The following is an 18,964-nucleotide window of genomic DNA, read 5'->3' as shown; positions in this document are numbered from 1 at the left end:
GTCATCTCCCTATCGCGCCAGCCAGCCGCCATCCACCGGCACCACCGCGCCATGCATGTAGTTCGACGCCGGTGCCAAAAGGAAGACGGCGGCGTCGCCAATGTCTTCCGCTACGCCCCAGCGCCCGGCAGGGATACGCGCCAGGATAGCGGCACTGCGGTCGGGATCGGCACGCAGCGCCTGCGTATTGTTTGTCTCGATATAGCCGGGCGCGATGGCGTTGACGTTGATGCCTTTTGCCGCCCATTCGCAGGCGAGCAGCCTGGTGATGCCGAGCACGCCGTGTTTCGAGGCGGTGTAGGACGCGACGCGGATGCCGCCCTGAAAACTCAGCACCGAAGCGATGTTGACGATCTTGCCCTGGCGTCCTTCGCCAAGCACGCGCCTGGCGAAGGATTGGCAGAGCAGGAAGGCCGTCTTCAAATTGACGTCCATGACGTCGTCCCAGTCGGTTTCGCTCAAATCGACGGCATCGGCGCGCCGGATGATACCGGCATTGTTGACCAGCCCGTCGAGCGGGCCGCTTTCGTCCCAGATCCGGTCCAGCATCGGACCGGCGGCTGCCGTGTCGGCAAGGTCGGCGCTTACCGCCTCGAATTGCCCACCGACTGAGGCAACCCTGCTTGCCGTGTCGTCCATCGACGAGCGCCCGGCGCCGATCACCGCACCGCCGGCACGCGCGATCGAGACGGCTATGCCTTGACCGATGCCGGTGTTGGCGCCGGTGACGAGAATGCGTTTGCCGGCCAGGCTGAAGGCGGAAAGGTCGCTCACCGCAAGTCGTCCAATGCCACCGGGTCGACATCGCTATAGTCGACATTGTCGCCGGCCATCGCCCAGATGAAGGCGTAGTTCGAAGTGCCGGCGCCAGAGTGGATCGACCAGCCCGGCGACAGCACCGCCTCCTCGTTGCCCATGACGATATGACGCGTCTCGTCCGGCTCGCCCATGAAGTGGAAAACGCGCGCCGTCTCGGCCAGGTCAAAATAGAGATAGGCTTCCATGCGCCGGTCATGCACATGGCACGGCATGGTGTTCCACACCGAGCCCGGCGCCAGCTGGGTCATGCCAACCACCAGCTGGCAGGTTTTTGCACCCTCGGCATGGATGAACTGGAAGATCGAGCGCTCATTGCAGCTATCCTTGCTGCCGAGGTCGAGACGCTTGGCGTCACCGATGCGGATAAGCCGGCTCGGCCAGGCCTGATGCGCCGGCGCGCTGAGCAGGTAGAACTTGGCCGGCGCGGCTTTATCAGCCGAGGCGAACGACACATCCTTGCTGCCCATGCCGAGATAGAGCATGTCGCGCGCCTGCAATTCATGAGGTTGGCCGCTGGCCGTGACGACACCGGCGCCACCGATGTTGACGGCGATGAGCTCGCGGCGGTCGAGAAAATCCTTGGTCCCGGTCGGCTTGATCGCCTCCAACTGAAGCGGTGCCTCAGTCGGCACGGCGCCGCCGACGATCATGCGATCGTAGTGGGTGTAGGTCAGGGTGATACGGCCGGGCTGGAACAGATCGTCGATGTGAAAATTGTGCCGCAGTTCGTCGGTTCCCATCGCCGCGGCGGCAACAGGATCGATGGCGAAGCGCGATGTGTAGTCGGTATGGCTCTGGCTCATTGCAGTCCTGACTTGAGATGGGTCATTCGCCGGCAGCGCCCTTGACCGAACTGGCATAGAAAGCCTGCCTTGCATGCAGCCGCTCGCGGTAGCGCTGCTGGCTGGCGCTGAGGTGCGCACGCATCGCCTCGCGCGCGGCTTCGGCGTCGCCTGATGTGATCGCGTTGAGGATCACCAGATGCTCGCGCTGCAGCCCGCGCTGATATGTGTCGGATTGCACCAGCTCGGTCGACCAGGGCGAGGTCACGTCACACGGAATGGCGCGCCGGCCGAGCACTTCGAGCATCTCGACATAGAAGGGATTGTTGGTGGCGCTGGCGATCGCCCGGTGGAAGGCGAGGTCGGCCGGGCCGGTCGGCTCGCTGGCAAGCAGCAGCCGTTCGAACTCGAAGAAGGCTTCCTGGATCGCCGCCTCCTGCGCGGCGTTGCGGCGGATGGCGGCGAGACCGGCCGATTCGATCTCGATCGCCAGGCGCACCTCGAGCACGTTGAGCGCGATCGAATCCTTGCTGCCCATGTCGGCGGCCAGCGCGCCGAACATCGTGGAGATGTGCTCGGTGACGAAGACGCCGGCGCCCTGGCGCGGCTCGACTAGGCCGTCGGCGGCAAGCTTGGCCAGGGCTTCGCGGATGACGGTGCGGCTGACGCCGAAGGTCTCGGTCAACTGGCCTTCGGTCGGCAATTTGTGGCCCGGCAGGATCTCGCCCGCCTGCAGCTGCTTGCGGATCGCCGCGACGACGGTCTCCGACAGCTTTGGTTTTCGCTCGACCCTGAGGTCGGTTGCGGTATCCGATGCCATGTCGCCCCCTATTTGAACACGCCGGCAACCAAAGCGAGATGGCCTGAATATAGGTCACAAGCCCGAGAACCATAAGGCTCGCGCCAGATCGAGCGCATCGCTTCTCCCCGGTTCAGAGCCGGTACGCCCTCTTGGCAAGCGTGTAGGCAAGGTCCCGCGCCAGCTCGTGCGCCTCGTCCTCGCGCAGCCGGTGCTCGGCGACGAGACGCGCCAGGAACGCGCAGTCGACCCGCCGCGCCACATCATGGCGCGCCGGTATGGATGGAAAGGCGCGGGTGTCGTCGTTGAAGCCGACGGTGTTGTAGAAACCGGCCGTTTCGGTGGTCATCTCGCGGAAGCGGCGCATGCCTTCCGGGCTGTCGTGGAACCACCAGGCCGGCCCGAGCTTCAGCGCCGAATAGGTGCCGGCGAGCGGCGCCAGTTCGCGCGCATAGCTGGTCTCGTCGAGCGTGAAGAGAATGATCGTCAGGTCCGGTTCCAGGCCGACGCAATCGAGCAGCGGCTTCAGCGCCGTCACATAGTCGGTCCTTGTCGGGATATCGAAACCCTTGTCGCGGCCGAACTTCTGGAAAATAGAAGGCGAATGATTGCGCCATGAACCGGGATGGATCTGCAGCACAAGCCCGTCATCCCGGCTCATCTTGGCCATTTCGGTCAGCATCTGGGCACGGAACAGCCGCTTTTCGCGTTCATCGTCTGAACCCTGGCGCACACGGTTGAACAGTTCCTCGGCCGCCGCATCGGAGAGATTGGCGGTCTCGGCTGTCGGATGGCCGTGATCGGACGAGGTCGCCCCGAAGCTTTTGAAGAAGGCACGCCGCTGACGGTGGGCATCGAGATAGCCGGCCCAGTTGCCGGTGTCGCAGCCGGTGATTTCGCCGAGCTTGTCGAGATTGGCCGAAAACCCCTCGAAGTCCGGATCGACGACGGCGTCCGGCCGATAGGCGGTGACGACCTTGCCATCCCAGCCGCTGTCGCGGATCATCTGGTGCCATTTGAGATCGTCGAGCGCGCCTTCCGTCGTTGTGATGACCTCGATGTTGAAGCGCTCGAACAGCGCGCGCGGGCGGAAATTCTCCCATTGCAGCACCGTCGCGATGGTGTCGTAGTGACGGTCGGCAGTCGCCGCGTTCAGCGGTTCGTCGATACCGAACAGGTGCGCCAGCACATGGTCGAACCACAGCCGGGTCGGCGTGCCTCGGAAGAGGAAATAGTTCTCGGCAAAACGCCGCCAGATCGCCCTGCCATCGGTCTCCACCGGCGCGCCGTCCAAGGTCGCCACGCCGAGATCCTCGAGGCGAACGCCCTGGCTGAACAGCATGCGGAAGATGTAATGGTCGGGCACGATGAGCAATTGCGCCGGATCCGGGAACGGCTTGTTCAGCGCATACCAGCGCGGATCGGTGTGACCATGCGGGCTGACGATAGGCAGGTCCTTGATCCCGGCATAGAGATCGCGGGCGATGGAGCGCGAATTCGCGTCGGCGGGAAACAGCAAATCCGCATTGGTCAGTGCCACGACGATCCTCCCAGGGCCGATATCGGTAGGGTCGGCAAGAAATAATGTCAACATACAAAAATTGGATTGTTGTATGATGACTTTTCCTGCCATTGTGTGGCAAGAAATCGGATGTTACGTCGCTTGCCGACCCATCTCAGAGGCGATCTCATGCCGTCCAACCAGACTAGCCGCGCCACGCCAACCAGGCGCCTTTCCGCGATGACGGCACATACTTTGCCGGCGTCGGCCGCGACTCCTTCGTATGATCGCAGCCTCGTCGTCCCCGGTATCGTGCATCTCGGCGTCGGCGCCTTCCATCGCGCCCATCAGGCAGCCTATGTCGACGACTGCCTGGCTGCAGGAGACACGAGTTGGGGTATCGTCGGCGTTTCACTGCGCAGCGCCGACACACGCGATGCGCTCTCGCCGCAGGACGGGCTCTACACGCTGGCGATCAGGAGCAGCGGCGAGGAAAAGCTTCGCGTCATCGGCTCCATCGCGTCGATGCTGGTGGCGCCGGAGGACCCGGGCGCGGTGCTGGCCGCGCTGACCGATCCGCGCACCCGCATCGTGACGTTGACGATCACCGAAAAGGCCTATCTCAGGGCCGCCGGCGGCGGGCTGGACATCGCTCATCCCGATATCGTCCACGATCTGGCAAATCCGCAAATGCCGAAGACAGCGCATGGTTTTCTCGCCGAGGCGCTTGCGCGGCGACGCGCCGCCGGCACGCCGCCCTTCACCGTGCTCTGCTGCGACAACCTGCCGGCCAATGGTGCGACGCTGCACCGGCTGCTGATCGCATTCGCCGAATTGCGCGATGCCAGGCTCGCCCAATCAGGCGATTCCGCGCTCGCCCCCAGGGGCAATGCCGGGCTCGCCAGCCACATCGCGGACCAGGTCACTTTTCCCTCCAGCATGGTCGATCGCATCGTGCCCGCCACCACCGACGCCGACCGGGCGCGGATTGCTGCCGAACTCGGCGTCGAGGACGCCTGGCCGGTCATGACCGAGCCGTTCTGCCAATGGGTGATCGAGGACAATTTTCCGGAGGGCCGGCCAGCCTGGGAACGGTTCGGCGTCACCATGGTCAGCGATGTCGGCCCCTTCGAGGACATGAAGCTCAGGCTGCTCAACGGCGCGCATTCGGGCATCGCTTATCTCGGCCTGCTCAGCGGTCATGCCACCGTCGACCGCGCCTTCGCCGACCCGGCAATCCGGCAGTTCGTCGACGCATTGTGGGCCGAAGCCATTTCAACGCTGCCGGAGGATGCCGGCCTCGATACATCAGCCTATACCGCCGAGCTTACCGAGCGTTTTTCGAACACCGCTCTTGCCCACCGTACGGCGCAGATCGCCAATGACGGCAGCCAGAAGCTGCCGCAACGCATCGTCGCATCGGCCTTGGAGTGCTTGGAAGCCGGCACCGAATTGGTCCATCTCACGCTGGTGGTCGCCGCCTGGATCGCCGCCTGCGCAGCGCGGGGAAAGACCTTGCCGGAGGGCCATTTCACCGACCCACTCGATGCGGCATTAACGGCGCTTTTGAGCCAGCAGCTACCGGCGAATGAGACCGTGACGGCGGTGTTCGACCTCGCCGGCTTCGCCAGCGACCACGCCGAGCGTCAGACGCTGATTGAACTCGTGGCTGTCCATCTCGTGCACCTGCGACGGGATGGTCCGACACTGGCCTTCGCCGCGTTGGGAATAGGAAGTGAATAGTCGAGGCGGGACCCGATACGGCTCAGATCGCGACGCAAAGGCAGGACGAGCGCCACCCACACGATCATCGAAGCGATACCTGAAAGATTGGCCAGCCAAGCCAGATCGACGCCCGGAAACACCGGAAAGCCGATGTAGATAGGCGCCAAGCTGATGGCACTGACCACCACCAGGCTGGCAGCCGCCAGTCTGCCGCTGCCGATCCAGAGGAACCCACCGAACGGACCGCCAAAGGCGGATACCAAAGCGGTCGACCAGCGGGATCGCGAAGCTGTTTCTCGCGCAGCTGTTTCTTCCGTCATCGGCCACCCCCCATACCCAAGGCAGCCGGACTGTCCGCCAAACAAAAAAGCGAGGCAAGGCCCCGCTTTTCACTCATCTGAAGCGAATTTTAGGCCGGCAGGATGGCGCCTTCCAGCGTCGTAAGCTGGCTAAGGAACTGTTCGGCCTTGCTGCGGGCCTCGTCGTCCTTGGCGTCGGCGGCGTCTTCCTTGGCTTCCTGGATGCGGCGGGCGAGATCGGCGCGGTCGACATCATTCACCGCCACAGCCGACTCCGCCAACAGCGTGCAGCCAGCCGGAACGATGTCGGCGAAGCCGCCGAACACGACATAACGCTCTTCCTCGCCCGACGCGGTCTTAACAGTGACCACACCCGGCTTGATCGTGGTCATGACCGGCGCGTGATGCGCCATCACGGTCATCTCGCCTTCTGCAGCTGGAATGACGACGGATTCGACCTGCTCGGAAACAAGCAGGCGCTCCGGCGAGACCAGTTCGAACTTGAAAGCTTCGGCCATGATCAATCTAGCAAACGGGGAATAGTGAGTAGCGAGTAGTGAAGAAACTCGCTCGTCTCATAAGCCCCTATTCGCTACTCCCTATTCGCTATTCGCTTCTTATGCCGCTTCGGCCGCCAGGCGCTGTGCCTTCTCAACCGCTTCCTCGATGCCGCCGACCATGTAGAAGGCGGCTTCCGGGAGGTGGTCATAGTCGCCGTTGCAGAGACCCTTGAAGCCCTTGATGGTGTCGGCCAGGTCGACCAGCTTGCCAGGCGAGCCGGTGAACACTTCGGCGACGAAGAAGGGCTGCGACAGGAAGCGCTCGATCTTGCGGGCGCGTGCCACCGTCTGCTTGTCCTCTTCCGACAGCTCGTCCATGCCCAGGATGGCGATGATGTCCTGCAGCGACTTGTAGCGCTGAAGGATCGACTGCACCTGGCGCGCGACGGCATAGTGCTCGTCACCGACGACCAGCGGATCGAGCATGCGCGAAGTCGAATCCAGCGGATCGACGGCCGGGTAGATGCCCTTTTCGGCGATGGCGCGGTTGAGCGTCGTGGTCGCGTCGAGGTGGGCGAACGAGGTCGCCGGCGCCGGGTCGGTCAAGTCGTCGGCGGGCACGTAGATCGCCTGCACCGATGTGATCGAGCCCTTGGTGGTGGTGGTGATGCGTTCCTGCAACGCGCCCATGTCGGTGGCGAGCGTCGGCTGATAGCCCACGGCCGACGGGATACGGCCGAGCAGAGCCGACACTTCCGAACCCGCCTGCGTGAAGCGGAAGATGTTGTCGACGAAGAACAGCACGTCCTGGCCCTGGTCGCGGAAATATTCCGCAACCGTCAGGCCGGTCAGGCCGACGCGGGCGCGGGCGCCCGGCGGTTCGTTCATCTGGCCATACACCAAAGCGGCCTTGGAGCCTTCACCGCCGCCCTTCTTGTTGACGCCAGACTCGATGAACTCGTGATAGAGATCGTTGCCTTCGCGAGTGCGCTCGCCGACGCCGGCGAACACCGAGTAGCCACCATGCGCCTTGGCGATGTTGTTGATCAGCTCCTGGATCAGCACGGTCTTGCCGACGCCGGCGCCGCCGAACAGGCCGATCTTGCCGCCCTTGGCGTAGGGAGCCAGGAGGTCGAGCACCTTGATGCCGGTGATCAGGATCTGTGCTTCCGTCGACTGCTCGACATAGGTCGGAGCCGGCTGGTGGATGGAGCGCATTTCGATCCCGTCGACCGGGCCTTCTTCATCGACCGGCTCGCCGATGACGTTGATGATGCGGCCGAGCATGCCCGGGCCGACCGGAACGGTGATCGGCGCGCCGGTGTCGCGCACTTCCTGGCCGCGCACCAGACCTTCGGTCGAGTCCATGGCGATACAGCGCACGGTGTTTTCACCCAGATGCTGGGCCACTTCGAGCACCAGGCGGTTGCCGACATTGGTCGTCTCGAGCGCGTTCAGGATCGCCGGCAGGTGATCGCCGAACTGCACGTCGACAACGGCGCCGATGACCTGGCGGACCTTGCCGACAACGCCGGTTGCCTTGGTGGCCACTGCGGATGTCTTGGTCGCTGCGGCCTTGGCCGGTGCTGATGCCGTCTTGGCCGGAGCTGCCTTCGCGGCTGCTGCCGGAGCCTTTGCCGCCTTCGCGGGGGCTGCGGTCTTCGCGGCTGCGGCCTTGGGGGCTGCCGTCTTGGGTGTTACCTTCTGGGGGGTCGCTGCTTTCGCCATCGTCTTTACCCTTTTTCGTCCTTTGTTTCTCACGCGGTCCGCTCGCGGGTCGATGACCCGCAAACCGCGCCTAGAGCGCCTCGGCGCCCGAAATGATTTCGATCAGTTCCTTGGTGATCTGCGCCTGCCGCTGGCGGTTGTAGGTGATCGACAGCTTGTTGATCATCTCGCCGGCATTGCGCGTCGCATTGTCCATGGCGCTCATCTTGGCGCCCATTTCGCCGGCCGCGTTTTCGAGCAGCGCCCGGAAAACCTGCACCGAGATGTTGCGCGGAATGAGGTCGGAGAGGATTTCGCCCGGCTCCGGTTCGTATTCATAGACGGCGCTGCCGCCATCCACCGCCTCGGCCGGAGCCGAAGCGATACCGGATGGAATGATCTGCTGCGCGGTCGGGATCTGGCTGATCACCGACTTGAACTGCGAATAGAACAGAGTGCAGATGTCGAAGCCGCCCTCGTTGAAGAGGTGGATGACTTTCTTGGCGATCGCGTCGGCATTGACGAAGCCGAGCGTCTTGACCTCGCGCAGATCGACACGATCGAGAATCATCGACGCATAGTCGCGGCGCAGGATATCGAAACCCTTCTTGCCGACGCAGATGATCTTGACCTGCTTGCCGTCGGCCAAAAGCTTGCGGATATGGTCGCGGGCAAGGCGGGCGATCTGCGAATTGAAGCCGCCGCACAGGCCGCGCTCAGCGCTGCAGACGACGAGCAAATGCACGTCGTCCTTGCCGGTGCCGGTCATCAGCGCCGGGGCATCGCCGCCGCCGCCGATTGCCTGGGTGATGTTGGCCAGCACGGAACCCATGCGCTCCGAATAGGGGCGCGCCGCTTCGGCAGCCTCTTGCGCACGGCGCAGCTTCGCCGCGGCGACCATCTGCATCGCCTTGGTGATCTTCTGCGTCGCCTTGACCGAGGCGATACGGTTACGAAGGTCTTTTAATGAAGGCATGCTTCAAACCTGATCCCGTCTTGTCTCATCCCGACTGGCGCTTCGCTCAGGCGAAGGTCTTGGCGAAAGCGTCGATCTCGGCCTTCAGCTTGGCGCGCAGATCGTCCGACAGCGCCTTTTCCTTGCGGATGGCCTCGAGCACGTCCTTGCCCGCCGCACGCATGTGGCTGAGCAGGCCATGCTCGAACTTACCGACCTGGTTGACCGGCAGCTTGTCGAGATAGCCGTTGACGCCGGCGAAGATCACCGCGACCTGCTCTTCCGTCTTCAGCGGCGAGAACTGCGGCTGCTTCAGGAGTTCGGTCAGGCGCGATCCGCGGTTGAGCAGGCGCTGCGTGGCGGCGTCGAGATCGGAGCCGAACTGCGCGAACGCCGCCATTTCGCGGTACTGCGCGAGCTCGCCCTTGATCGAGCCGGCAACCTGCTTCATCGCCTTGATCTGCGCGGCCGAGCCGACGCGCGACACCGACAGGCCGACGTTGACGGCCGGACGGATGCCCTGGAAGAACAGGTTGGTTTCGAGGAAGATCTGGCCGTCGGTGATCGAGATCACGTTGGTCGGGATATAGGCCGACACGTCGTTGGCCTGCGTCTCGATGATCGGCAGGGCGGTCAGCGACCCACCGCCCAGATCGTCGTTGAGCTTGGCGGCGCGCTCGAGCAGGCGCGAGTGCAGGTAGAAGACGTCGCCCGGATAGGCTTCGCGGCCCGGCGGGCGGCGCAGCAACAGCGACATCTGGCGGTAGGCGACGGCCTGCTTCGACAGATCGTCATAGCTGATCAGCGCATGCATGCCGTTGTCGCGGAAATACTCGCCCATGGTGCAGCCGGCGAACGGCGCCAGATACTGCATCGGCGCCGGGTCGGACGCGGTGGCGGCGATGATGATCGAATATTCGAGCGCGCCGCGCTCTTCCAGCACCTTGACGAACTGCGCCACGGTCGAGCGCTTCTGGCCGACGGCGACGTAGACGCAGTAGAGCTTTTCCTTCTCGGGGCCGTTGTCGTGCACCGACTTCTGGTTGAGCATCGTGTCGAGGATGATGGCGGTCTTGCCGGTCTGGCGGTCGCCGATGACCAGCTCGCGCTGGCCGCGGCCGACCGGGATCAGTGCATCGATGGCCTTGAGGCCGGTCGACATCGGCTCGTTCACCGATTTGCGCGGGATGATGCCGGGCGCCTTGACGTCGACGCGTTTGCGCTCGACTGCCTTGATCGGGCCCTTGCCGTCGATCGGATTGCCGAGCGCGTCGACGACGCGGCCGAGCAGACCCGGACCGACCGGAACGTCGACGATGGCGCCGGTGCGCTTTACGATGTCGCCTTCCTTGATGTCGCGGTCGGCGCCGAAGATGACGACGCCGACATTGTCGGCTTCGAGGTTGAGCGCCATGCCGCGAGTGCCGCCGGGGAATTCGACCATTTCGCCGGCCTGGACATTGTCGAGGCCGTAGACGCGGGCGATACCGTCACCGACGGACAGCACCTGTCCAACTTCGGAGACCTCGGCCTCCTTGCCGAAATTCTTGATCTGGTCTTTCAGAATTGCGGAAATTTCCGCGGCGCGGATGTCCATCAGCCGACCTCTTTCAGTGCAAGCTTGAGCGAGTTGAGTTTGGTTTTGAGCGACGTATCGATCTGGCGCGAGCCCATCTTGACCACCAGCCCGCCGAGCAGCGACGGATCGACGGTGATTGAGATGGCCACGTCCTTGCCGGCAACGCCCTTCAGCGCCGCCTTGAGTTCGTTCTGCTGGGCATCGGTCAACTCGTGCGCCGACGTCACTTCAGCAGCGGTCTCGCCACGGTGTTCGGCGGCGATCTGGCGGAACGCCTTGATCATGCCGGGGATGGCGAACAGACGGCGGTTACGGGCCACGACGCGCAGGAAATTGCCGGTGAGGCCGGTGATCCCTGCCTTGTCGGCGATCGCCGCGATGGCCTTGGCCTGGTCCTCGCTGGAAAACACCGGGCTGTTGATCAGCCGGGTAAGGTCGGCACTGCCCGCGAGCATCGCCTCGAAACTGTTGAGGTCTGCCTCGACCTTGGCGACCGAATTTGCCTGCAGGGCGAGTTCGAACAGCGAACCCGCATAGCGTTCTGCGACACCTGAGATTGGCGATGACGATTGGGCCACGGACCGTCTTTTCTCTTGTCTGACAGGCCGTAGATTGTTGGCGCGAGCAAAAACTCTGGCTAAATCTTTGACCTTACTGCATTTTTCCAAGCACGGAGACGCGGCTTCCGCTATCCCCGGCCGAAAGTCGATTGCCGTCTAGCACAGGCATTTTAAGACCGCAATGCGTCGTTCCGCATGGTTTTCAGGCACTATTGTCGCATCCAGCAAAAGAGTCCCGCCTTGCGCCCCGGAAACCCCAGGGATTCAAGGCAGAAAGCCGAAGGCAAAGGCGAGCGGCAACGCCGCCAATGCCAATTCCACCACAATAGACACCCAATTGAAAGGCGTATTGGCGCCATCCGACATCATCGACAGCAGTCGGCCGAAGGCGGTGAACAGCCAGGAGAAGCCAAGCGTCATGTAGATCAACGGCTGCGCCAGCAGGATGCAGCACAGGCCGACGCCGAGATAGAAGCCCGACATCCTGCCGCGCCCCTCGGCGATCGCCGCCACCTTCTCGGGCTTGACCTGCAAACGCAGGATACGAAAGGCCAGGCTGGGCGCCAGAAAAAACAAAAGGCCGAGCAACGTGGTGACGACGGCGCTCGACCACGCCAGCCATTCACCCTGGCTCATCGGCCATGGAAACGCAAAATCCATCTTGCTTCCCCCTCACGCAATTCTAGATGCATTGAATGTCGCCGATGGCGGAAGTCAAGCGCACAGCCGGAAAGGCGGGGTTCGGCAAGGCCGCCCTGGAATGCCGTCGCCTGATAGGAGCTTCACGCTTGGAAGCCGCGACTTGGCAGCCGATTCGGTTGGCAGGGAAACAATTCCTTGGACAAGAGATACGCGGACAATTTCTTCGATAGTATAGATCGCTGTCTTGCCGCGGCGTAACGCAAGTATTATGCTTCGAATGTTGCTTTCGTCGACTTCTTGTTTATTTTAGCAACTTCACATGTTGTGCGATCACCTGTGAAATCTGCGCGGACGGGAGTGCGGCAGGCAGGATCTCGAAATTCGGAGACGATCATGCCGGATCTTTGTCGGACATTGCATCTGGCCAGCATCTGGATCGCAGCGGCCGCCCTTGTCGGGATCGCGCAGGGTGCACGCGCGGACTGTATCGCCGAACGGCCGACGGCCATGGCTCCCGCCGATCCCTTGCTCTGCCAGCAGCTCGAGGCCACGATCAAGAAGCCGTCGGCGCTGCCCCTGGGCGACTACGAGAACAAGCTCAACCAGTATCTCGGCAGTTACTGTTATCGCAACGAAGCTGCCGGATGGGTGCACGACAAATATGTGCGCCAGGCCGGACCCCGCATCGCGACCTTGGTCAACGGCGCCTGGCAGGGCAAGGATTTCGGAACCCATGCGCCTGTCATGATCTGGTATTCGCTGGAGATGACGGACTGGCTTCGCAAGAATCGCTCCGCCGAAGGCGAGGTCGATCATCCGCCGCCGGTTCCCGACGGTGCCATCATGGTCAAGGAGATGTTTTCGGAGCCGGCGTCGGATTGCCGGACAGTCGATCCTCTCAAACTTTTTCCAACCAGCGGCGCCGCGATCATGATCCGCGATGCCAGCGCCTCTTACGATGGCTGGTTCTGGGGCTGGTATGGTTTTGGCAGCCAGAGCGGCTGGACACCGGATTGGCCAGCCCTGCCGGCCGACAACAACAGCCTGCCCAACATGGGTTTCGCCCAGTACTGCATGAACTGCCATGCCTCGGCGGCCGACAATCTGACCTTCGCTTCTCCCAAGAACATCGCGGGTGAGCCGGACAAGCCGCTCAACTATCTCGCACAGGATTTCTTCAAGGGAGCGCCGGCAGATACGTTGCACCAGACCGTCGTTTTGCCGGCCGATGGCAACCCGCGTCTTGGCCAACCGCTCTACAGTCCGAACGCCGACGTGATCGCCGCGCTGCAGGCCTACGTCCGCGAGATGCCGACCTATGAGACCGTCTCGCGAATGCCTTCCGAGACCTACGACAACACCTGGGTCGGGGCCAAGGGTCCCGATGCGTCCGATACGTTCCTGACCTCGAGCCAGTGCCTGGGTTGTCATGATGCCGGCAGCACCGGGCTGCAGTTCGACATGACCAGGCCAAACCCACATGGCGATGGCTTGATCAATCTGTCTCCGCTGGCGACCTGGCGAACCTCGCCGATGGGGCTGGGAGGCCGCGACCCGATATTCTTCGCGCAGCTCGCCAGCGAAACGCAAAGCTTTCACCCCAAAATGTCCGGTGTGGTGCAGGACGCTTGCCTTGGCTGCCACGGCATCGCCGGGGAACGGCAGTTTCACATCGACGAGAAGGCGCGCTCGGGCAAGTGCGAATTGTTCACGCGCGACATGGTCGATGCGACGCCCTGGCCGGTCGACAATCCGGGTGCCGCGCACGCCAATTACGGCATGCTTGCCCGCGATGGCATCACCTGCACATCCTGTCACCGAATGGTGCTCAACACCAAGGCCAGCGGACCACTCGGCGATCAGCCGCAGAACGCCTGTGTGGACGAGCGGCAGGCGCTGCTCAATCCTCACGCGACCGGCTTTGCCAAGACCTTCACCGGCAGCTTCATGGTCGGTTCGCCCGATACGCTCATCGGCCCCTTCGAGAAACCGGAAGTCGGCCCGATGCATACCGCACTCGGCATCAAACCAGTCCACGACGCCACGATCATGAGCTCCGAGGTCTGCGGGACGTGCCACACGGTTCATTTGCCGGTTCTGCAGGGCACCAACACCCTGGCGCATATCTACGAGCAGACGACCTATCCGGAATGGGCGTTCAGCGCCTATCGAACCGGCAGCACGCCGGACGGCCCGCTTCCACTGGGCGCCGGCGCCACGCCGCGCAGCTGTCAGGGTTGTCACATGCCATCGACGGAACAGGACGGATCGCCGACGATGAGCAAGATCGCCAGCATCCAGGAAAATCTCAATTTCCCGCAGACCGAGTCCAGCAACGCGCCGGATCTTTCGGTTCGCGAGGGATTTGCCCGCCACACGCTCGTCGGTCTCAACGTCTTCCTGGTCAAGATGGCGCAGCAGTTTCCCGAAGTTTTCGGCATCAGGACGCGCGATCCGATGATGGGCAAGAAGGCTCTCGATCCTCTCGTCCTCACCGAGCAGGCGATGCTGGACCAGGCCTCGCAGGCAACCGCCACCGTAACTGTCAGCGACCTTGCCATGACCGCCGACGCGCTCGATGCCAAGGTGACGGTGAAGAACCTGGCCGGTCACAAGTTTCCCTCCGGAGTGGGTTTCCGGCGTGCGTTTCTCACCTTCAGCGTGCTCGACCAGAATGGCGAGCAGCTTTGGGTCTCCGGTCGCACAAATGCTGCCGGTGTGATCGTCGGCGCCGACGGCAAGCCGCTTGATGGCGAGCTCTGGTGGAAGGATGATTGTTCCGGCCGCCTCGATCCTGGCGAACGGCCGCATCAGCCACACTACCAGAAGATCACGCGACAGGATCAGGTTCAGATCTATCAGGAACTGGTCTCCACGCCGCCCGCCGACACACCCAATCCGGTCTGCAATGCGCAATCCAAGCCTGAAGGCGAACTGACGACCAGCTTCCTGTCGATCTGCACGGAGGTGAAGGACAACCGGATATTGCCGGCGGGCTTCCTCCCGGTCGAAAGCCGGCTCGAAATCGCCAAGGCATTGGGGGCAGACGAGGAGCTCGCCGTCGATGTCGGCGGGACCGCCGTCGAGGACGATCCCGACTACGTATCGGGCGGCAGCGACACGCTGAGCTACTCGATACCGCTTGCCGATTTGCCGAAGGGCGCACACCCTGCCAGCATCGAGGCGGACCTTTACTACCAGGCGACGCCTCCGTCCTATCTGCAGGATCGATTCTGCACCGCCAAGGGCCCCGACACCGATCGCCTGTATTTCCTGGCCGGGCATCTCAATCTCGCTGGCACGCAGGCAGACGGATGGAAGCTGAAAGTGGTCGGCAGCGGCACTGTCGCCATCCAGCCCTGATCTCTGACTTCCCAAGGGAAATCGCTGCGCGATTTCCCTCGAATTGCTTCAGGGCAGCATGAAGGCCACCGCCGCCTCGGCATGGATGCGCGTCGTGTCGAAGACCGGTATATCGAAGTCCGGCTGGCCGATCAGCATGGTGATCTCGGTGCAGCCCATGATGACGCTGTCGGCGGCCTCTTCGCGACGCAGGCGTTCGGTCTCGGCGATATAGGCCGCTTTCGAGGCTTCGGTAACGACGCCCTGGCACAGTTCCTCGTAGATGACGCGATGCACCATGTCGCGGCCGGCGGCATCGGGCACAATGAGCTGCAACCCATGTTTGTCGGCGAGCCGGCCCTTGTAGAAATCCTGTTCCATGGTGAAGCGCGTCGCCAGCAGCGCCGGGCGCTGCATGCCGGCACGCTTGACGGCGACTGCGGTAGCGTCGGCTATGTGGATCAACGGGATCGATACCGACGCCTGCACCTGGTCGGCCAATTTGTGCATGGTGTTGGTGCACAGAAGCAGGCCCTCCGCGCCGCCCGCCTCGAGCTTGCGTGCCGCGTCAGCCAGAAGCACGCCGGCGCCGTCCCAGTCGCCATGATGTTGCCGCTCGGCGATCTCGGCAAAATCGAACGACCACATCAGCAGTTTCGCCGAATGCAGCCCACCCAGCCGCTCGCGCACGATCTCGTTGAGCAGGCGGTAATAGATGGCGGTCGATTCCCAACTCATGCCGCCCAGAAGGCCAAGGGTTTTCATGGCGGCTGTTCCTTTCCTCAGCAATTCCTATATTATGACCACATGAGACCACAAGGAGGTTTGCTGTGAAAACGGTGCAGGTTCGAGAGGCTAAGGCAGGGTTCTCGGCGCTCGTCGAGGCCGCGGAGGGCGGCGAGCCCACCATTATCACAAAGCATGGTAAGCCAGCAGCGGCTATTGTTTCGGTCGAGGACTTGCAAAAGCTTTATCCAGTCAAGCGTCGAAACTTCGGGGAGTTTCTTCTGACCTATCCAGGAGGGATCGAGTTTGAAAGGAACGAGTCACCGTCGCGGGATATCGATCTTTGAGCGGCTATCTCATCGATACTTCCATCTTATCCGCGTTCGCTCCAGGAAGGCCGCCGCTTGCAAAAGACGTCTCCATCTGGATCGCAACCCAAGGCGAAAAGCAAGCGCTCTTCATACCAGTTATAGCGATCACCGAAATCGAGAAAGGCATACGCAAACTCGATCGTGCTGGGGCCATAAAGCGCGCGGAGAGTCTCACCGTTTGGCTGAACGACACTATCGAAGGATTTGCAGATCAAATTCTAGGGGTCAATGCCGATATAGCGCGAAGGGCGGGCCAAATGGAGGAAGCAGCCTCTGCACAGGGGAAAAATCCGGGCCTGGCGGACACACTGATCGCTGCCTCGGCGGCAACTAACGACCTTACTGTGATTACGGCAAACGTCAGGCATTTTGAAGCGCTCGGCGTTTGGTGCTGGAATATATTGAAAGACCCGCCGGGCCCCGACTAGCAATCGCATCCTTACAAAAAGCTCTGCGGATCGATGTCGACCTGCACCCTGACCGAGCCGCGCTGTTTCGGCCCATTGGCCAGCATGGCGCGGATGAAGCCTTGCATGTCGGCGCGGCGTTCACCCTGGATCAGCAGGCGAAAGCGGTGCCGGCCACCAAGCAATGACAGCGGCGCCTCCGCAGGACCCAGCACGAACAGATCGTTGGCCTCGGGCGCGGCACGGCGCAGGCCGCGCGCATGGCCCTCGGCCTCGGCCCGCGTCACCGCGCTGACGATGACGCCGGCGAGCCGGCCGAACGGCGGCAGGGCCGCCCGTTCACGCTCGGCGATCTCGCGCTCGTAAAAGGCCTCGGCGTCGCCGGAGACGATCGCCCGCATCACCGGATGGTCGGGCTGGAAAGTCTGCAGCAGGCCGAGGCTCTTCTTGCCGGTTCGACCGGCGCGGCCGGTCACCTGGCTGAGCAATTGAAAAGTGCGCTCGGCCGCCCGCGGATCGCCATTGGCAAGCCCAAGGTCGGCGTCGACCACGCCGACCAGCGTCATGTTGGGGAAGTTGTGGCCTTTGGCGACGAGTTGCGTGCCGATGACGATGTCGGCCTCGCCATTGGCGATCGCTTCCAGCTCCAGTCGCAGCCGCCGCACGCCGCCCATCAGGTCGGATGACAAAACGATGGTGCGCGCGTCCGGGAAATGCGCGACGACCTCTTCGGAGATGCGCTCGACGCCTGGTCCGCAAGCGACCAGATGGTCGAGCGTACCGCATTCCGGACAGGCTTCGGGACGGCGCTCATTGTGCCCGCAATGATGGCAGACCAGCTGGCCGCGAAACCTGTGCTCGACCAGCCAGGCCGAACAGACCGGGCAGCCGAAGCGATGGCCGCAGACCCGGCACAGCGTCAGCGGCGCATAGCCGCGCCGGTTGAGGAACAGCAGCGATTGCTCCTTCCTTCCCAGCGTCTGGCGCATATGGTCGAGCAACACCGGCGACAGGAAGCTGCCACGTGCCGGCGGCGCCCGCCGCATGTCGACCGCCTTGAGATGCGGAAGAGCAGCCTCGGCAAAGCGGGCGGTGAGCACCGCCCTGTTGTAGCGGCCCTGGCTGGCATTGACCCGGCTTTCGACGGATGGCGTCGCCGACGCCAGCACCACCGGAAAGCTGCCGATATGGCCGCGCACGACAGCCATGTCGCGGGCATTGTAGAAGACGCGGTCCTCCTGCTTGTAGGCGGGGTCATGCTCCTCGTCGACGACGATCAGGCCAAGCTCCCTGAACGGCAGGAACAGCGCCGAGCGCGCCCCGGCGACGACGCGCACGCCGCCTTCCGCCACTTGCCGCCAGACCCTTTCACGCATCCTCGGCGGCAGGTCCGAATGCCATTCGCCCGGCTTGGCGCCGAAGCGCTGCTGGAAGCGATCGAGAAAGGCGTGCGTCAGCGCGATTTCCGGCAGCAGGATCAGCACCTGCTTGCCCTGATCGAGGGCGGCTGCCACCGCCTCGAAATAGACTTCCGTCTTGCCCGACCCGGTGACGCCGTCGAGCAGCGCTACATTGAACACACCAGCCGCGACATTGGCGCGCAACATCCGCGCCGCGTCGTTCTGGTCCGGCATCAGTTCTGGCACCGCGTAGCTGGTGTCGGGCGCGGCCACCACCGGGCGTGGCGGGATCATCACCGTCTCGAACACGCCTTGCGCCCTCAGGCCGTCGATCACCGTCGACGACACGCCGGCCGCGTGTGCGAGGCCGGAGCGCGTCCAGGCAAGTCCGCCTTCGGCCGTCTCCAGCACGCGCTCTCTCGCACCCGTCATCCGGTCGGGCGTCAAGAGGGTGCGCTGCAGCCCCTCGATCCATGGTTCGGGGTCGAACGCTTCCGGCGCCCTGAGCAGCATGCGCGCCACCATGCCGGGCGGCGACAGCGTGTACTGCGCCACCCAGTCGACGAAGCGGCGCATTGCGCGGTCGATCGGCGGGCAATCGAAAACCTGTTCGATCGGGCGCAGCTTTTTCGCGTCGACCGTCTCGACCACGCCATCCCACACGATGCCGGCAACCTGGCGCGGGCCAAGCGGCACGCGCACGATCGAGCCCGGCACCACGCGCATGCCGGCCGGCACTGCATAGGTGTAGGGGCGTTCGGCGGGCATCGGCACCAGCACGGGTGCGGCTGCGACAAAGGGCGAATCTTCGATCATGAAGCGTGACCTTGCCCCGACTTTGGTCTAGATC

Annotated in this window: 16 protein-coding genes; 4 read left to right on the top strand and 12 right to left on the bottom strand. The window is 63.3% G+C overall.

Translation table 11 applies throughout. The features are described 5' to 3' along the window. Nucleotides 1–9: 9 nt before the first annotated feature. From kduD to uxaC, 4 genes are all read right to left on the bottom strand, one after another. Nucleotides 10–774: a 2-dehydro-3-deoxy-D-gluconate 5-dehydrogenase KduD gene (kduD, locus tag CGZ66_RS11910; protein WP_095084184.1), complete on the bottom strand. Its 765-nt coding sequence runs from the start codon at nucleotides 772–774 to the stop codon at nucleotides 10–12. Beyond that, nucleotides 771–1,622: a 5-dehydro-4-deoxy-D-glucuronate isomerase gene (gene kduI / locus CGZ66_RS11905; protein WP_095084183.1), complete on the bottom strand. Its 852-nt coding sequence runs from the start codon at nucleotides 1,620–1,622 to the stop codon at nucleotides 771–773. Before kduI ends, kduD begins: the two co-directional genes overlap by 4 nt. Before the next feature lie 22 nt (nucleotides 1,623–1,644). Next, nucleotides 1,645–2,421 carry a FadR/GntR family transcriptional regulator gene (locus CGZ66_RS11900; protein ID WP_095084182.1) on the bottom strand — a complete coding sequence of 259 codons (777 nt, stop codon included), beginning with the start codon at nucleotides 2,419–2,421 and terminating at the stop codon, nucleotides 1,645–1,647. Between the two features lie 112 nt (nucleotides 2,422–2,533). Then, entirely contained in the window at nucleotides 2,534–3,994 is a 1,461-nt protein-coding gene (gene uxaC, locus CGZ66_RS11895; RefSeq protein ID WP_167392058.1) for a glucuronate isomerase, read from the bottom strand. Between the two features lie 96 nt (nucleotides 3,995–4,090). Here uxaC and CGZ66_RS11890 point away from each other — a divergent pair, with 96 nt between their 5' ends. Continuing rightward, nucleotides 4,091–5,644, top strand: coding sequence for a mannitol dehydrogenase family protein (locus CGZ66_RS11890; RefSeq protein ID WP_095084181.1), 1,554 nt, complete (start codon nucleotides 4,091–4,093; stop codon nucleotides 5,642–5,644). Between the two features lie 391 nt (nucleotides 5,645–6,035). On the opposite strand, the gene CGZ66_RS11885 is transcribed toward CGZ66_RS11890, so the two are convergent. From CGZ66_RS11885 to CGZ66_RS11860, 6 genes are all read right to left on the bottom strand, one after another. Next, nucleotides 6,036–6,443, bottom strand: a complete 408-nt coding sequence (locus tag CGZ66_RS11885) for a F0F1 ATP synthase subunit epsilon (RefSeq protein ID WP_095084180.1) — start codon at nucleotides 6,441–6,443, stop codon at nucleotides 6,036–6,038. A gap of 99 nt (nucleotides 6,444–6,542) precedes the next feature. After that, nucleotides 6,543–8,153 carry a F0F1 ATP synthase subunit beta gene (gene atpD, locus CGZ66_RS11880; RefSeq protein ID WP_167392057.1) on the bottom strand — a complete coding sequence of 537 codons (1,611 nt, stop codon included), beginning with the start codon at nucleotides 8,151–8,153 and terminating at the stop codon, nucleotides 6,543–6,545. 70 nt (nucleotides 8,154–8,223) lie between these two features. Beyond that, nucleotides 8,224–9,108, bottom strand: coding sequence for a F0F1 ATP synthase subunit gamma (locus tag CGZ66_RS11875; RefSeq protein WP_095084179.1), 885 nt, complete (start codon nucleotides 9,106–9,108; stop codon nucleotides 8,224–8,226). 46 nt (nucleotides 9,109–9,154) lie between these two features. Continuing rightward, a complete protein-coding gene (atpA, locus tag CGZ66_RS11870) occupies nucleotides 9,155–10,684 on the bottom strand; it encodes a F0F1 ATP synthase subunit alpha (protein WP_095084178.1) in 1,530 nt (509 codons plus the stop codon). Next, nucleotides 10,684–11,244 carry a F0F1 ATP synthase subunit delta gene (locus tag CGZ66_RS11865; protein WP_095084177.1) on the bottom strand — a complete coding sequence of 187 codons (561 nt, stop codon included), beginning with the start codon at nucleotides 11,242–11,244 and terminating at the stop codon, nucleotides 10,684–10,686. The genes atpA and CGZ66_RS11865 overlap by 1 nt, the downstream gene beginning before the upstream one ends. Before the next feature lie 246 nt (nucleotides 11,245–11,490). Beyond that, nucleotides 11,491–11,886 carry an AGROH133_08824 family phage infection protein gene (locus CGZ66_RS11860; protein WP_095084176.1) on the bottom strand — a complete coding sequence of 132 codons (396 nt, stop codon included), beginning with the start codon at nucleotides 11,884–11,886 and terminating at the stop codon, nucleotides 11,491–11,493. A 375-nt stretch (nucleotides 11,887–12,261) separates the two neighbouring features. Here CGZ66_RS11860 and CGZ66_RS11855 point away from each other — a divergent pair, with 375 nt between their 5' ends. After that, complete coding sequence (locus tag CGZ66_RS11855; RefSeq protein ID WP_206073699.1) at nucleotides 12,262–15,231, top strand: hypothetical protein; 2,970 nt, start codon at nucleotides 12,262–12,264, stop codon at nucleotides 15,229–15,231. Between the two features lie 48 nt (nucleotides 15,232–15,279). On the opposite strand, the gene CGZ66_RS11850 is transcribed toward CGZ66_RS11855, so the two are convergent. Beyond that, complete coding sequence (locus tag CGZ66_RS11850; RefSeq protein ID WP_095084175.1) at nucleotides 15,280–15,975, bottom strand: aspartate/glutamate racemase family protein; 696 nt, start codon at nucleotides 15,973–15,975, stop codon at nucleotides 15,280–15,282. A 65-nt stretch (nucleotides 15,976–16,040) separates the two neighbouring features. Here CGZ66_RS11850 and CGZ66_RS11845 point away from each other — a divergent pair, with 65 nt between their 5' ends. Together CGZ66_RS11845 and CGZ66_RS11840 are read left to right on the top strand one after the other, a co-directional pair. Then, a complete protein-coding gene (locus tag CGZ66_RS11845; RefSeq protein WP_095084174.1) occupies nucleotides 16,041–16,283 on the top strand; it encodes a type II toxin-antitoxin system Phd/YefM family antitoxin in 243 nt (80 codons plus the stop codon). Further along, the gene (locus tag CGZ66_RS11840; protein ID WP_095084173.1) at nucleotides 16,280–16,735 is read left to right on the top strand and encodes a type II toxin-antitoxin system VapC family toxin; all 456 of its coding nucleotides are present in this window, start codon (nucleotides 16,280–16,282) and stop codon (nucleotides 16,733–16,735) included. The genes CGZ66_RS11845 and CGZ66_RS11840 overlap by 4 nt, the downstream gene beginning before the upstream one ends. Nucleotides 16,736–16,746: 11 nt before the next feature. Here CGZ66_RS11840 and CGZ66_RS11835 read toward each other — a convergent pair whose 3' ends face one another. After that, nucleotides 16,747–18,930 carry a primosomal protein N' gene (locus tag CGZ66_RS11835; RefSeq protein WP_095084172.1) on the bottom strand — a complete coding sequence of 728 codons (2,184 nt, stop codon included), beginning with the start codon at nucleotides 18,928–18,930 and terminating at the stop codon, nucleotides 16,747–16,749. Nucleotides 18,931–18,964: the final 34 nt, after the last annotated feature.

It is taken from the genome of Mesorhizobium sophorae, assembly GCF_002270415.1.
Taxonomy (GTDB): Bacteria; Pseudomonadota; Alphaproteobacteria; order Rhizobiales; family Rhizobiaceae; genus Mesorhizobium; species Mesorhizobium sophorae.
This window is presented reverse-complemented; position numbering and strand designations above follow the sequence as displayed.